The following is a 14,790-nucleotide window of genomic DNA, read 5'->3' as shown; positions in this document are numbered from 1 at the left end:
GCAACACCCCCGTTCGCAATTCGGGCACAAAACAGAGCTCCTGTTCTGATAGGATCAGAACAGGAGCTCAACAATTTTCGATGGGTACGTTTCCGCCACGCGGACGCGTCCACGTCGTGCCAGACCGCTTGAGTGCAAGACATGAACATTCTGCCCGACCCGAACGCGACCGTTGCCAGCCTGCTCACGCCCGAGGCCGCCAAGGCCGCAGCACTGGCGGCGTCCACTGCGACCGCGCCCGGCGTTCTCAGCATCGACCTCGACGCCCTTATCGCGAACTGGCGCAAGCTGGAGAAGACCGCAGTGCCCGCCGAGGCCGCGGCGGTCGTCAAAGGCGACGCCTATGGCTGCGGCACTGGCCCGGTCACCCGTGCGCTCGCGGCGGCGGGCTGCAAGACATTCTTCGTCGCCACGCTCGGCGAAGCCGCCGCGGTGCGCGCGGTCGCGCCCGACGCCACCATCTACGTCCTCGACGGTTTCTTTCAGACCACTGGTGATGAATTCGCCAAGCTCAATTGCCGCCCGGTGATAGGTGACCTCTACGAACTCGCCGAATGGGACGTCTACTGCCGGCGCACCGGCTGGAATGGCGGCGCCGCCATTCACATCGACACAGGGATGAACCGGCTCGGCCTCACCGTCACCGAAGCGCAGGGCATCGTGCCGCGGATCGCCGCCGGTGACCACGGCATCACGCTGGTGATGAGCCATCTGGTCGCGGCGGAGTCGCCCAACCATTCGATCAATGCCAAGCAGGTTTCGGCGTTTCGCGAGATCGCCAGCCAATTCGCCGGCGTGCCGGCCTCGCTCTCTGCCTCCTCCGGCATCTTTCTCGGGTCGCAATTCCAGTTCGACTTGATCCGGCCCGGAGCCGCGATGTACGGCGTCAATCCGACGCCGGAGGCGGACAATCCGATGCAGCCGGTCGTCGATCTGAAGGCGCGGGTCGTGCAGGTCCGCAACGTCGAGCGCGGCGACACGGTCGGTTACGGCGCGACCTGGAGCGCGCGGCGGCCGACCAAGATCGCCGTGCTGTCGGCCGGCTATGCCGACGGTTACTTCCGTGCTGCCGGCTCCAACGACGGCACCCGGGGAGCCGACGTGATCATCGCCGGCCAGCGCTGCCCGATCGCCGGCCGCATCTCCATGGACCTGATGGCCGTCGACGTCACCGACCTTCCGCCCAACGTGGCGCGCCGCGGCCAGATGGCGACGCTGATCGGCGATGGCATCACCGTCGACGAACTCGCCCACCACTTCGGCACGATCGGCTACGAAGTGCTGACCAGCCTCGGCCCGCGCTACGCACGCATCTACAAGGGCGGCGACGCCAAGCCAGCCGCGGTGCCGACGACCGCACCTGCGGCGCCGGTGGCACCGGCGAGCTAAGGCCGTGGCTTCGGCTCCCAGCGTCATTGCGAGCGTAGCGAAGCAATCCAGACCAGTGCACTGCGGCTGGATTGTTTCGTCGCTGCGCTCCTCGCAATGACGGATCGTTAGTCTTCGTGGACCAAGAACAAAAACCCGGTGATCGCCGCGCAGAACGCGAACGAGCCGGCGATGCCGACGACAAGGACGATGCGAATCACCATCGGTGCCTCGCTGGTGTCGATCACCTTCGCGAGGCCGAAGTAATTGCCGATCAGCAGGATCACCGCAAAGCCGGCGCCGAACAGCGCGCCCATGACGAAGTGCCCGGCCACCTGCCGCCACTTCCGCCGCTCATAGGCCCTACGCTCGTCGTCTCGCATCAGACATCTATATCAGGCTGGACGACACGGCGTGTCGTACTGGAATTTCGTTCAGCCGCGTCGACGCCGGCATTGACGAAAAGAACAAACTATGAACACTTCAACCAGGACCTGACGTTCGCAACTCCGGGCAAATCCGAAACATGGCCAAAGCCTCCCCCTCGTTCGTGTGCCAAAACTGCGGCGCAGCGTTCAATCGCTGGCAAGGCAAGTGCGAGGCCTGCGGCGAGTGGAACACGCTGGTCGAGGAAGCCGGCGACAACGCCGTGCCGGTCAGCATCCGCGCCAAGCGGCGCGGACGGACGTTCAAACTGGAGTCGCTCGCCGGCAAGAGCAACGACGCCCCTCGTCTGCCCTCCGGCATGGCCGAGCTCGATCGAGTCACCGGCGGTGGCTTCGTCCGCGGCTCGGTGCTGCTGGTCGGCGGCGATCCCGGCATCGGCAAGTCGACGCTGCTGACGCAGGCGACCAGCCTGATGGCCAAGGCCGGGCATCGCACGGTTTACATCTCGGGCGAAGAGGCGATCGCGCAGGTGCGGCTGCGCGCCGAGCGGCTCGGCCTCGCCTCCGCGCCGGTCGAGCTCGCCGCAGAAACCTCAGTCGAAGACATCATCGCGACGCTGTCCGAAGGCGCGACGCCGCGGCTGATTGTGATCGATTCAATTCAAACGATGTGGACCGACACGGTGGAGTCCGCGCCCGGCACGGTGACCCAGGTCCGCGCCTCGGCGCAGGCGTTGATCCGCTTCGCCAAGAAGACCGGCGCCGCGATCATTCTGGTCGGCCACGTCACCAAGGACGGCCAGATCGCCGGTCCCCGTGTCGTCGAGCACATGGTCGACGCCGTGCTATCGTTCGAGGGCGAAGGTTCGCAGCAGTTCCGCATCCTGCGAGCGGTGAAGAACCGCTTTGGCCCGACCGACGAGATCGGCGTGTTCGAAATGACCGGGCTGGGGCTGCGCGAGGTCACCAACCCGTCCGAGCTGTTCCTGTCCGAGCGCGATCTCGGCTCGCCTGGCACAGCGGTGTTTGCCGGCATCGAAGGCACAAGGCCGGTGCTGGTCGAATTGCAGGCGCTGGTCGCGCCGACCACGCTCGGCACACCGCGGCGCGCCGTGGTCGGCTGGGATTCGGCGCGGCTTTCGATGGTGCTGGCGGTGCTCGAGGCGCATTGCGGCGTCAAGCTGTCGGGCTACGACGTCTATTTCAACGTCGCCGGCGGCCTGCGCATCAACGAACCGGCGGCTGACGTCGCCGCCGCCGCTGCGTTGGTGTCGTCGCTGGCCAATTCGCCGCTGCCGACCGACGCAGTGTATTTCGGTGAGATCTCGCTGTCCGGCGCGGTCCGGCCGGTGGCACAAACGACGGCGCGGTTGAAGGAAGCCGCCAAGCTCGGCTTCGGCCGCGCAATCCTCCCCGAGCAGACACGGGGCGATCCGCCATCCGATGCCGGGCTCTCCCTGCAGACCGTCGGCGGCCTGACCAGCCTCGTGGCCGACATCGCCGCACGCGGAACGCCGCGCGCTGCAACGCGCGAGCGTGAGCCGGCGGCGGAGAAAAATGCCACACCAGCTCGATTCCGGCAGCACGAGGGCTGAACCGGGGTGACCTTTGCGCAACGCGCCGTTATACAACGCGCGCGCAGGACGCGTTGATGCAGCCCCTCCCGCGACATGGCAACACTATGCTGTGTCGAAACGTCGTTGACCGTTTTCTCGCCTTGCGCGGCGTGCCATACCACCGTCACGTGCCGTGACAGCACGCACCGATTCGCCGTTTTGTACACCCAGCGGACCCGACTGGCCGATGCCGATCACGATTCTCGACTTCGTTGTCCTCGCGGTGATGTTGGTGTCCGGCCTGCTGGCGATGGTCCGCGGGTTCATGCGCGAAGTGCTCTCGATCGCCGCCTGGGGCGCTGCGGCGCTGGTCACGCTCTACGCCTTCCAAAAGCTGCTGCCGACCGCCAAAACGTACTTCACCAACGACACCGTCGCCGCGGTGGTGGTGATCGCCGGCGTGTTTCTCGGCACGCTGATCATCGTGTCGATCATCACCGTGCGGATCTCGGACATGATCCTGGATTCGCGGATCGGCGCGCTCGACCGCACTCTCGGGTTCCTGTTCGGACTCGCCCGCGGCCTTTTGATTGTGGTGGTGGCCTATCTTTTCTTCAACTGGCTGGTGCCGGAGAAGCAGCGGCCTGATTGGGTGGTTAACGCCAAGTCGCGCACAGTTCTGCAAGGAACTGGTGACTGGTTGATGACACTCTTGCCGGATGACCCAGAAAACACCATCTTGAAGAGGTTCAAGAAAAACAAGCCGGAAGAAGAGCAGACCGATGATTCGGCCGCTCCCGGCAGTGGTGATGGCTACAGCAAACCTGCCCGCGACAGTTTGAAAAAGCTGATAGAGGGCAAACCGGCCGCGCGTTGAGCGTTGGCCCAACTGAGAGGCCCGATGGACGCGCAGAGCCCTTCCGACGACGCCGCAACGCCCGCTTCGGACGCCCGCGACCCGCAAACCCTCGATAGTCAGATGTACGACGACGTATTCGACACCGACGGCGATACGCTGCGGGAAGAATGCGGCGTGTTCGGCATTTTTGGCCATCCGGATGCGGCCGCGATCACCGCCTTGGGGCTGCACGCGCTGCAGCATCGCGGCCAGGAAGCCGCCGGCATTGTCTCCTACGACCACGGCCGGTTTCATTCAGAACGCCGCCTCGGTCTAGTCGGCGACACCTTCTCTCGCGCGGATGTGATCGCGCGTTTGCCGGGCAATCTCGCGGTGGGTCACGTTCGTTACTCGACCACGGGCGCGACCATCCTGCGCAACGTTCAGCCGCTGTTTGCCGAACTCAACGCCGGCGGCTTCGCGGTTGGTCACAACGGCAACCTCACCAACGGCCTGACGCTGCGCCGCGACCTCGTGCAGAGCGGCGCGATCATGCAGTCGACCACAGACACCGAGGTCATCCTGCATCTCGTCGCGCAATCCAAACGCGGCCGCTTCATCGATCGGTTCATCGAAGCACTGCGTGCGATCGAAGGTGCCTACTCCCTGGTCGCGCTGACCAACAAAAAGCTGATCGGCGCGCGCGATCCGCTCGGCATCCGTCCGCTGGTGCTTGGCGAACTCGACGGCTGCCCAATCCTGGCGTCGGAGACCTGCGCGCTCGACATCATCGGCGCGAAGTACGTGCGCGACGTCGAGCCTGGTGAGATCATCGTGTTCGACGAGCAAGGCGTGCAGACCCACAAGCCCTTCCCGCCGCAACCGCCGCGACCGTGCATCTTCGAGTACATCTATTTCGCCCGGCCGGATTCGATCGTCGGCGGCCGTTCGGTGTACGACGTGCGCAAGGGCTTTGGCGCCCAGCTGGCGCGAGAAAGCCATGTCGACGCCGACGTCGTGGTACCGGTGCCGGATTCCGGCGTGCCGGCCGCGATCGGCTACAGCCGCGAGAGCGGCGTGCCGTTCGAGCTCGGCATCATCCGCAACCACTATGTCGGCCGCACCTTCATCCAGCCGACCCAGAGCGTCCGTGAACTCGGCGTGCGGATGAAGCACTCCGCCAATCGGGCGGCGATCGAAGGCAAGCGCATCGTGCTGATCGATGACAGCCTGGTGCGCGGCACGACCTCCAAGAAGATCGTCAAGATGATGCGTGACGCCGGTGCCCGCGAGGTGCACTTCCGCATCGCCTCGCCGCCGATCACCCATCCCGACTACTACGGCATCGACACCCCGGACCGCGCCGGCCTGCTTGCAGCGACGCATTCGCTGGAGCAGATGCGCGACCTGATCGGCGCCGACTCGCTGGCGTTCCTGTCGGTCGACGGCATCTACCGCGCGATGGGCGAGCCGGGCCGCGACCCGGCCCTGCCAAAGTTTACCGACCATTGCTTCACCGGCGAATATCCGACGCCGCTGACCGACCTGAACCAGACCGAGAACTCGCCGCGACAATTGTCGCTGCTGGCGGAGGCGAGCTAACCGCTCGCTCGGCTGCATCTTACTAAAGTTCGTGAAGCCCGGCCTTGTGCCGGGCTTCAACGTCTTTAGAACAACGGTATCGGTTGGGGCGGTCCCGACCGAAAGCTCAACATTCAAGTGCCGGCCATGACTCAACCTCTCGCATCCCGCATCGCTCTCGTCACCGGCGCCTCGCGCGGCATCGGCTATGCGACCGCACGCGTTCTCGCGCGGGCCGGCGCGCACGTCATCGCCGTCGCCAAGACGCAGGGCGGCCTGGAAGAGCTCGACGACGCGATCCGCGCCGAGGGCGGCCATCCGGTCACTTTGGTACCGCTCGACCTCAAGGATCTCGAAGCCATCGCCCGGCTCGGCGCCTCGATCTATGAGCGCCACGGCAAGCTCGACGTATTGGTCGGCAACGCCGGCGTCGCGGGCCCGTCGTCGCCGCTCGGCCATATCGAGGTCAAGCCGTGGTCGGACGTGATCAGCCTCAACCTGACCGCCAACTTCCAATTGATCCGCTGCATGGAGCCGCTGCTGCGCGCGTCCGATGCCGGCCGGGCCGTCTTCCTGACCTCGCACGGCGACGGCCGAGCGCCTGCCTATCGCGGCCCCTACGCGGCCTCGAAGGCGGCGCTTGATACTTTAGTTCAAGTCTGGGCGAAGGAAGTGGTCAATACGACACCTATCCGGGTCAATTTGTTCGATCCCGGGCCGACGCGTACTAAGCTGCGCGGCACTATCATGCCCGGAGAAGACCCGGAAACACTGCCTTCTCCGGACCAAATAGCAGAGAAGTTGCTAGCGCTCTGCCTGCCGAGCTGGTCGGAAACCGGCATGCTGTTCGACCGCGTTTCCGACACGCTGAAAGACCCTACCGCCGATTGACTTCGGCAGGACGGCGCGATTGACTAACAGTAAGTGGGGATCACACCCGCTCACAATCGGCCATCCTCAAAGGGGGAAATCATGAGAGTCGTGTTCTCACGTCGTCGCGCCATCGCGCTTGCGCTGGCGGGTGCCGCGTTCGCCTCACCTGCGCTTGCGCAGGACAAGACCGCCAAGATCGGCGTCCTCAACGATATGTCGAGCCTGTACGCCGACATCGGCGGACCGAATTCGGTCGTGGCCGCCAAGCTGGCAATCGCCGACTCCGGCCTCGAAGCCAAAGGCTGGAAGATCGACCTGGTCTCAGGTGATCACCAGAACAAGCCCGACATCGGCGTCAACCTCGCGCGGCAGTGGATCGACGTCGACAAGGTCGACATGATCACCGACACGCCCAATTCCGGCGTCGCGCTCGCGGTCAGCAATCTCGTCAAAGAAAAGAACATCATCCTGATGAATTCGGGCGGCGGCAGCGTCGATCTGACGGGCAAGGCGTGCACGCCGAACACCATCTCGATCGCCTACGACACCTACATGCTGGCGCACGGCACCGGTCAGGCGCTGACCAAAGCCGGCGGCAACACCTGGTTCTTCCTCACCGCCGACTACGCATTCGGTGCGGCGCTCGAGCGCGACACCAGCGCGGTGGTGAAGGCCAATGGCGGTCAGGTGCTCGGCGGCGTCAAGCATCCGATCAACAACGCCGACTTCTCGTCCTTCCTGCTGCAGGCGCAGGCCTCGAAGGCCAAGGTCATCGGCCTCGCCAATGCCGGCGGCGACACGACCAATGCGATCAAGCAGGCCGCCGAATTCGGCATCACCTCGGGCGGACAGAAGCTCGCCGCGCTGCTGCTGTTCATCAACGACGTGCACGCGCTCGGCCTCAAGGTCGCGCAGGGACTGACCTTCACCGAGTCCTATTACTGGGATCTCAACGACAACACCCGCGCCTTCGCCAAACGCTTCTCCGAGAAGGCCAAGAACAACGCCAAGCCGTCGATGACCCAGGCCGGCGTCTATGCCGCTGTGCTGCACTATCTGAAGACGCTCGATGCGATGGGCGGCAATCCGCATGACGGCGCCAAGGTCGTCGCCAAGATGAAGGAGATCCCGGCGGACGACGTGCCGTTCGGCAAGTCGATCATCCGAGCGGACGGTCGCCGCATGGTCCCCGCCTATCTGTTCGAAGTGAAGACCCCCGCGGAGTCGAAGGGCCCGTGGGACTATTACAAGAAGATCGCCGACATCTCCGCCGAAGATGCGGCCCGACCGCTCTCCGAGAGCGAGTGCCCACTGGTGAAGAAGTAACAGCTACTCTCTGCGGCTGACGCGCTGAATGGCCGGGCTCGTCCCGGCCATTTTCATGCGCATGCGCTGCCCCGCAGCCTGGCCGCGTGCTGCGGCAGCGGCTTCATCATCTGCAGAAAGGCCTCGCCTCCGAGAGCGACGAAGCCGAGCCGGACATAGAACTCTCGCGCGCGATCGTTCGATGCCGCGACCGACAATGTCAGCCCCTGCAAGCTCAGCGAACGCGCCGCGATCACGAGACCGGTCATCACCTCACGACCGATGCCGCGGCACTGCGCTTCCGGCAGCAGCGCGATATCGACCACACGCAGTGCTTCGCGTGACTGGCTGCCGGAGGGACAGCCACTGGGCTCGGCTTCCTCCCCTGAATTCGCTTCCAGCCGCTCGATCGCGACGATCACCCGACCGACTGCTTGGCCCGCCTCGGCAATCACGAAGGACTCGCCCTGGGGAAAGCACTGGCGATAACCAGTCTGCTGAGCCTGGAACTGCAGCGCGAGCAGTGCGTCGAGCTGCGGCTCCGGCAGCATGAGATTCACGAATGCCGCGCGCAGCAACGTCGCCGACAGACGTCGGCTGAAGTCGTCGTCAGCCGCCACCATCGGCCGCACCGTCAATCCCGGTGCCGCCAGACTCAACTGCGATGCGATACGGCTCATGGCGGCGCCCACCCCGATTGCCGCGCGGCCTCTTTGCGGCCCCTCAATGACGTCTGGCAGGAACTGTCGCAACGAATACTGATTGCACATCGCAGACGGCAGCGGCTCCGAGATTTCGCCGTCTCCGCTTTTTCACTTGGACGCATTGATCGAGGTGACCGATGTATCTCATGAAGCCTGAAGACTTCGAGCCGTGGATCGGACGAGCCGTCCGCGTCGCGACCGTGCCCGAGCCGGTCGAATTGACCCTCGTCAGACTGCAGCGCAAGCCAGTGTTCGTCGGCGCTGAACGCGAGCCGTTCAGCCTGTTCTTTGAGTCGACGGAAGATGTCTATCTGCTCGACGCCGCCTATGAGTTCGACTGCGGCCGAGGCGGCCCCTACACCATCCTGATTTCGCAGTTGCAGCCGACGAATGGCCGACGGCGCTATCAGGCCGTCTTCAACTGAGCTTGCCTTAAACACACGTGGCAACAGCAGCGGGTTCACGGCGTGTCCGTCGTGAACCCGTTGCAACCTCTTGGATCAATCCTGCATCGGGTAGAGTCCAGTCAGACAGATGTTGGTCCGAAGCGCGAGGTAAGGCGGTAGCGTCTCGACCGGGACGTTGTTACCCGTATTGCCAATCTGAACGGTCCCTCCGGTAATTCCTCCACTCCCACCACTCACGCCGCCAAGATTCACGGGCGTCCCAGACGACCCTGCCGGCGCGTAGATCTTCGGCTGCGATCCTCCGATCGGCGCGGTGTTGGCCAAGATCGACCCCGCGGCCGGTGCCGTCGTCAGTGAAGCGACGGGGACGCCGCTCAATGCCTGGACCACCGTCGCTCCCCCTCCACCTCCTCCACCAGTCGGCGTGAAGGCCGCCGTATGTGAATGCGCCGGCAGGTTGGACTGGTTGAGCGCCACGCGCTCGACGCCAGCGTGAGCGCCCCAAGCGTAGTTGCTGAGACCTGGCCCTTGCCCCGCGCCGATGATCACCCGCGACTGCAGATTTGGAAGCTGGAACGTGGCTCGTCCGTCGCCACCGAAGGTGCCGCCGATCAGCGAAAACAACGCTTGGTTTTGTGAGACATTGAACATCTGCCCAGCCGCCACCGCCCAATCGATGGGCGCGAAATTGAAAGCGACCTGCATGATCTGACCAATATATGCATCTGCCATCTGATCCATCCTGGCTTGAAATATGCGGGCGATCGCAAGCGGGCACCCGCCCCTGGTTAAATCCGAAATCGACGTCCAGTCGTCGCATCACCGCGGTCGAGAAATACGGACAGCACAGGCGGGACAACACCCCGCTACCGAATACCCCTCCTAATACCTTTCTCGAGCACCTACTCGAATTGGTAGTTTGGAAAGAATGACCACCTGTCACCCCGATGCAACTTATCGTATTATTAAGTGAGTCAATTAGTGATTCCCATTGAAATTCATCTCGGACGAATGCGAGTTTTCGACTCGATAGTGATCAATGCAAACTGACCTACACTGCTTTTGTGATCGTCTTTTTGACGCGAGCTGCGCACCGAGCAATAGCGGACGATATGCATTTGGAAAAACCCCCATCAGTCGGCCGCTCGCGTTGCATGCAAGCACCACTGTCGACGCCGAGCAATTTGAAACATGCGGGATTCGGCGATCGCCATGGCGATCGAAGGCGGATCCGACGTGAACGACTGCCCACAAGGCTCTCTGCAACCGCCGACAGATCGACGTCGCACTTCGCGCGCCGAGCCCGCGCGATTGTCTTGGCCACTGCGGCATGCGTCGTTACATCACTGTTACCAACGCTGAGCTGGGCAGCATCGGTGGGCTGTGACGCCGTAAACGGTGGAAATCTGAACTTCACGGTCAACTATGTGGACGGCATGGCAGACGGCGACGGCTCCGGATACAACCCTGCCGGCGCTTCTAATTTCGCAGTTGGAGACACCATCCACTACAGCATCAGCATGAGCGGAAGCGGTGTCGAGGCTGGCTTTACGACATTCACGACCGGAGGCAGCGGGTTTGGCATACCGAGCACCTTCAAGGACGGGCAGGGAGGCGGTTTTCCATCAACCACAAGTGGGTCAAAACAGCTCAGCCAGTCGGACGTCGACGAGATCAATAACAATGGCTCGCTGTACGCCTCCACAGTCCTGATAACTGCCCACTCCAATACGACGATTCAATTCTCAACCACCTGCACTGCGGCAAGCCCGCTGACGACGACGCAAGCCGTTGCCGCGACGACCCTTACGGCGAATGTCGCCGCCACCCCGTTTACACCCGTCACGGCGTCCGGCGGGTTCGGAACGCTGGCTTTCGCGCTGTCCGGCGGCACACTCCCGACCGGTCTGACGTTCTCGACCAGCACCGGACAAATCAGCGGCACTCCGTCAACCCTGCTGGCCACGACCACGTTCACCGTCACGGTGACTGACCAGACGACCCCGACCCCGCAAAGTTCTTTCAAGACCTTCAGCCTGACCGTCGACGCAGCGACGCTGACAACAACCCAAGCCGTCGCCTCCACGACCCTCACGGCGAATGTCGCCGCCACCCCGTTTACACCCGTCACGGCGTCCGGCGGGTTCGGAACGCTGGCTTTCGCGCTATCCGGCGGCACACTCCCGACCGGCCTGACGTTCTCGACCAGCACCGGACAAATCAGCGGCACTCCGTCAAGCCTGCTGGCCACGACCACGTTCACCGTCACGGTGACCGACCAGACGACCCCGACCCCGCAAAGTTCTTTCAAGACCTTCAGCCTGACAGTCGACGCAGCGACGCTGACGACAACCCAAGCCGTCGCCTCCACGACCCTCACGGCGAATGTCGCCGCCACCCCGTTTACGCCCGTCACGGCGTCCGGCGGGTTCGGCACGCTGGCTTTCGCGCTATCCGGCGGCACACTCCCGACCGGTCTGACGTTCTCGACCAGCACCGGACAAATCAGCGGCACTCCGTCAAGCCTGCTGGCCGCGACGACATTCACCGTCACCGTGACCGACCAGACGACTCCGACCGCACAGACGTCATTCAAGACATTCAGCCTGACAGTGAACGCAGCGCCGCTCACGACGACGCAAGCTGTTGCCTCCGTGACGCTTCCGGCAAATTCGGCAGCGACGCCGTTCACCCCCGTTACCGCAGCCGGCGGCTTCGGGACGTTGAGCTTCGCACTCACCGGCGGCACGCTGCCGACGGGCCTGACGTTCTCGACCAGCACCGGACAAATCAGCGGCACCCCGACGACGCTGCTGGCCGCGACGACCTTCACCGTCACCGTGACCGACCAGACGACTCCGACCGCACAGACCTCATCCAAGACCTTCAGCCTAACGGTCGACACGGCGCCACTCACCACGACGCAAGCCGTCGCCTCCACGACGGTCCAGGTGAATTCGGCAGTGACGCCCTTCACGCCCGTCACCGCAGCCGGCGGCTTCGGCACGCTGACCTTCGCGCTGTCGGGTGGCAGCTTGCCGACCGGCCTGACATTTTCGACAAGCACCGGTCAGATTTCCGGCACCCCGACGACGCTGCTGGCCGCGACGACCTTCACCGTGACGGTGACCGACCAGACAACTCCCACCGCACAGACGTCGTCGAAGACCTTCAGTCTTGCCGTCAATGCCGCGACACTCGTCACCACACAAGCCGTTGCCACGACGACGCTGACGGTGAACTCCGCAGCTACGCCATTCATCCCCGTCACCGCGTCCGGAGGCCTTGGCACGCTGGGCTACGTGCTGTCCGGTGGCACCTTGCCAAGCGGCCTGACATTCTCGACCAGCACCGGCCAGATCTCCGGCACTCCGACAACGCTGCTGGCCGCGACGACCTTCACCGTGACGGTGACCGACCAGACAACTCCGACGGCGCAGACGTCGTCGAAGACCTTCAGTCTCACCGTCAATGCCGCGACACTCGTCACCACACAAGCCGTTGCCACGACGACGCTGACGGTGAACTCCGCAGCTACGCCATTCATCCCCGTCACCGCATCCGGAGGTTTCGGCACGTTCAGCTTCGCGCTCTCGGGGGGCACGCTGCCGACCGGCCTGACGTTCTCGAGCAGCACGGGGCAGATTTCCGGCACCCCGACCACGCCGTTGTCTGCGACGACCTTCACCGTCACCGTGACCGACCAGACCACTCCGACGGCGCAGACGTCATCGAAAACGTTCGCCCTCACGGTGCTCCAGGAGCCTCCAACGGTGACGGCCGTCAGTCCTACCTCCGGCCCTCACTCCGGCGGCACGACGGTTACCCTCACCGGCACCCACCTCACCGGCGCGACCGCGGTGACTTTCGGCGGCTCCGCGGCCACCAGCATCACCGTGGTCAACGCCACCACGATCACCGCGATCACGCCCGCTCATGCCGCCGGCAGCGTCGATGTCGTGGTCACTACACCGGCTGGCAGCGCCACAGCGACCGGGCTCTACAGTTACGTCAGCAACCCCACGATCACATCGGTCACTCCTGGCAGCGGTCCTGGCCTGGGCGGCACCCGCGTCACGATCACCGGCAACAATTTCAACGGCGCCACCGCGGTGACCTTCGGCGGCGCTGCGGCAACGTCGGTGACCGTGGTCAGCGCGACGTCGATCTTGGCGATGACGCCAGCACATGCGGCAGGCGCGGTCGACGTCACGGTGACGACGCCCGGCGGCAGCATCACCGGGGCCGGCCTGTTCAGCTATACGATCGCTGCGACCACCACCACGCTGACCTCCTCGCGCAATCCGAGCGACGCCGGTCAGGCGGTTAGTTTCGCCGCGACGGTGACAGCGAGCGGCACAGCTGCGACCGGGACCGTCACTTTCACCGATGGCGGCGTCACGCTCGGTTCGGTCGCACTGTCAGCCGGCGTCGCGACACTGACGACCAGCGGCTTGACTGTCGGCAGCCACACCATCGTCGCGTCCTTCGCTGGAAACACCAGCTTCGGCGCCAGCACCTCACAACCATTGCTGCAAGCGGTGCGTACGCCGCAAGATAGCCTGAAGCTCCGCGCGCTGCAGGTGGTGGCCACCAAGGTGGTGGCGCAGACGTCGGGCGCGGCGATTTCGGGCGCGATCGACACTGCGATCTCCGAAGGCTTCGCCGATGGCGGCGAGCTGATCGCACCGTCAGGGACGGGTCTGCGCTTCAATTTCACCGACGATCCCTCGCAAGGCAGAACTGGAGCCTCGGATCCTGTCGTGGATAGCCGTTGGGGTCCGGTCGGATCGCGTGAGACAGGCGGCAATCAGGCCGTGACCGCCTTCGGAATCGGTGACCCACGTTGGTCGACGCATAGCCGTTCGCGCTTCGACGACACTTTCGCGGCGGTCGATCGAAGAGCCGGCATCACCAAAGCGCCGCCGAAATCGGCCGCCGAGCCGAAAGACTGGCTGATGTGGGCTGAGGTGAAGGGCGCCGGCATCGGCCAGTGGAATGCCAGCAACTCGGCGTCCGTGCTGTCGGGCAACCAGGTCAACGCCCTGATCGGGCTGACGCGCAAGCCTTTGCCGGACCTGCTGTTCGGCATCGTCGGGGGCTACGAAACCTTCGACTACAAGTCCGGCACGCTCAATGGCCGGCTCAAGGGCGACGGTTGGACGATCGGTTCCTACGCTGCCTGGCGGTCTGCCGCCGGTCTGCGCTTCGATCTGGCCGGAGCCTATTCGGGGATCGGCTATGACGGCTCGGCAGGCACCGCATTCGGCAGCTTCGATGGACGACGCTGGCTGATCTCCGGCGGCATCACCGGCACCACCGAGGCGTGGGGCTTTGCCATCGAGCCGTCGGCCAAGCTCTATGCCCTGTGGGAACGCCAGAACGCCTATGTCGACTCGCTCGGTTCGCCACAGGATCAGCGCGACTTCTTCACCGGCCGGGCGTCGGCTGGTCTCAAGGTGAGCTATCCCTGGCTGTACAGCGCCAAGCTGACGCTCGCGCCCTATGCGGGGGCGTTCGCCGACTACTACTTCCTGGGCGACAATGCCGAGACGATCACCCTAGCAGGCGGCGCACCGCTGGCGTCGGTGCCGCTGATGGATGGCTGGTCGGCGCGCCTGACCGGCGGCGTCGCGGCGCGGTTCGGCAATGGCGCGGCGGTCGCGGTCGGCGGCGAACTCGGCGGCCTGGGCGGCACCGTTCAGATCTGGACGCTCCGCGGCCGGGCGTCGGTGCCGTTCTGAGCGAGTCGGCGGCGCCGCTGTAAGCGGC

General features: G+C 64.5%; 11 protein-coding genes. 8 read left to right on the top strand and 3 right to left on the bottom strand.

From position 1 onward, the window contains the following. The first annotated feature begins 141 nt into the window (after positions 1 to 141). On the top strand, positions 142 to 1,389 hold the full coding sequence (alr, locus tag LPW26_RS05565) for an alanine racemase (protein ID WP_238733289.1): 1,248 nt from the start codon (positions 142 to 144) through the stop codon (positions 1,387 to 1,389). Between the two features lie 107 nt (positions 1,390 to 1,496). On the opposite strand, the gene LPW26_RS05560 is transcribed toward alr, so the two are convergent. Further along, positions 1,497 to 1,751: a hypothetical protein gene (locus LPW26_RS05560; protein WP_238733288.1), complete on the bottom strand. Its 255-nt coding sequence runs from the start codon at positions 1,749 to 1,751 to the stop codon at positions 1,497 to 1,499. A gap of 143 nt (positions 1,752 to 1,894) precedes the next feature. Between LPW26_RS05560 and radA the strand changes: the two genes are divergently transcribed. The 5 genes from radA (at position 1,895) to LPW26_RS05535 (ending at position 7,928) form a co-directional block, all read left to right on the top strand. Continuing rightward, a complete protein-coding gene (gene radA / locus LPW26_RS05555; RefSeq protein ID WP_238733287.1) occupies positions 1,895 to 3,349 on the top strand; it encodes a DNA repair protein RadA in 1,455 nt (484 codons plus the stop codon). 208 nt (positions 3,350 to 3,557) lie between these two features. Then, complete coding sequence (locus LPW26_RS05550) at positions 3,558 to 4,187, top strand: CvpA family protein (protein ID WP_238733286.1); 630 nt, start codon at positions 3,558 to 3,560, stop codon at positions 4,185 to 4,187. Between the two features lie 24 nt (positions 4,188 to 4,211). Then, positions 4,212 to 5,750 (top strand): amidophosphoribosyltransferase, encoded by a 1,539-nt coding sequence (gene purF, locus LPW26_RS05545; RefSeq protein ID WP_238733285.1) that lies wholly within the window; start codon positions 4,212 to 4,214, stop codon positions 5,748 to 5,750. A 126-nt stretch (positions 5,751 to 5,876) separates the two neighbouring features. Next, positions 5,877 to 6,620 carry an SDR family NAD(P)-dependent oxidoreductase gene (locus LPW26_RS05540; protein ID WP_238733284.1) on the top strand — a complete coding sequence of 248 codons (744 nt, stop codon included), beginning with the start codon at positions 5,877 to 5,879 and terminating at the stop codon, positions 6,618 to 6,620. An 81-nt stretch (positions 6,621 to 6,701) separates the two neighbouring features. Then, positions 6,702 to 7,928 (top strand): ABC transporter substrate-binding protein, encoded by a 1,227-nt coding sequence (locus LPW26_RS05535; protein WP_238733283.1) that lies wholly within the window; start codon positions 6,702 to 6,704, stop codon positions 7,926 to 7,928. A gap of 53 nt (positions 7,929 to 7,981) precedes the next feature. Here LPW26_RS05535 and LPW26_RS05530 read toward each other — a convergent pair whose 3' ends face one another. Continuing rightward, entirely contained in the window at positions 7,982 to 8,587 is a 606-nt protein-coding gene (locus tag LPW26_RS05530; RefSeq protein WP_238733282.1) for a GNAT family N-acetyltransferase, read from the bottom strand. Positions 8,588 to 8,757: 170 nt separating this feature from the next. Between LPW26_RS05530 and LPW26_RS05525 the strand changes: the two genes are divergently transcribed. After that, positions 8,758 to 9,036: a DUF6916 family protein gene (locus tag LPW26_RS05525; RefSeq protein WP_238733281.1), complete on the top strand. Its 279-nt coding sequence runs from the start codon at positions 8,758 to 8,760 to the stop codon at positions 9,034 to 9,036. 75 nt (positions 9,037 to 9,111) lie between these two features. Here LPW26_RS05525 and LPW26_RS05520 read toward each other — a convergent pair whose 3' ends face one another. Continuing rightward, positions 9,112 to 9,750, bottom strand: coding sequence for a phage tail protein (locus tag LPW26_RS05520; protein ID WP_238733280.1), 639 nt, complete (start codon positions 9,748 to 9,750; stop codon positions 9,112 to 9,114). Positions 9,751 to 10,172: 422 nt separating this feature from the next. Between LPW26_RS05520 and LPW26_RS05515 the strand changes: the two genes are divergently transcribed. Continuing rightward, positions 10,173 to 14,762, top strand: coding sequence for a putative Ig domain-containing protein (locus tag LPW26_RS05515; RefSeq protein WP_238733279.1), 4,590 nt, complete (start codon positions 10,173 to 10,175; stop codon positions 14,760 to 14,762). The last annotated feature ends 28 nt before the right edge of the window (positions 14,763 to 14,790 follow it).

Origin of the sequence: Rhodopseudomonas infernalis, assembly GCF_022271405.1 — a bacterium.
Classification (GTDB): domain Bacteria; phylum Pseudomonadota; class Alphaproteobacteria; order Rhizobiales; family Xanthobacteraceae; genus Rhodopseudomonas; species Rhodopseudomonas infernalis.
The sequence above is the reverse complement of the archived record's forward strand: the minus strand, read 5'-3'. Positions and strand labels throughout refer to the sequence as shown.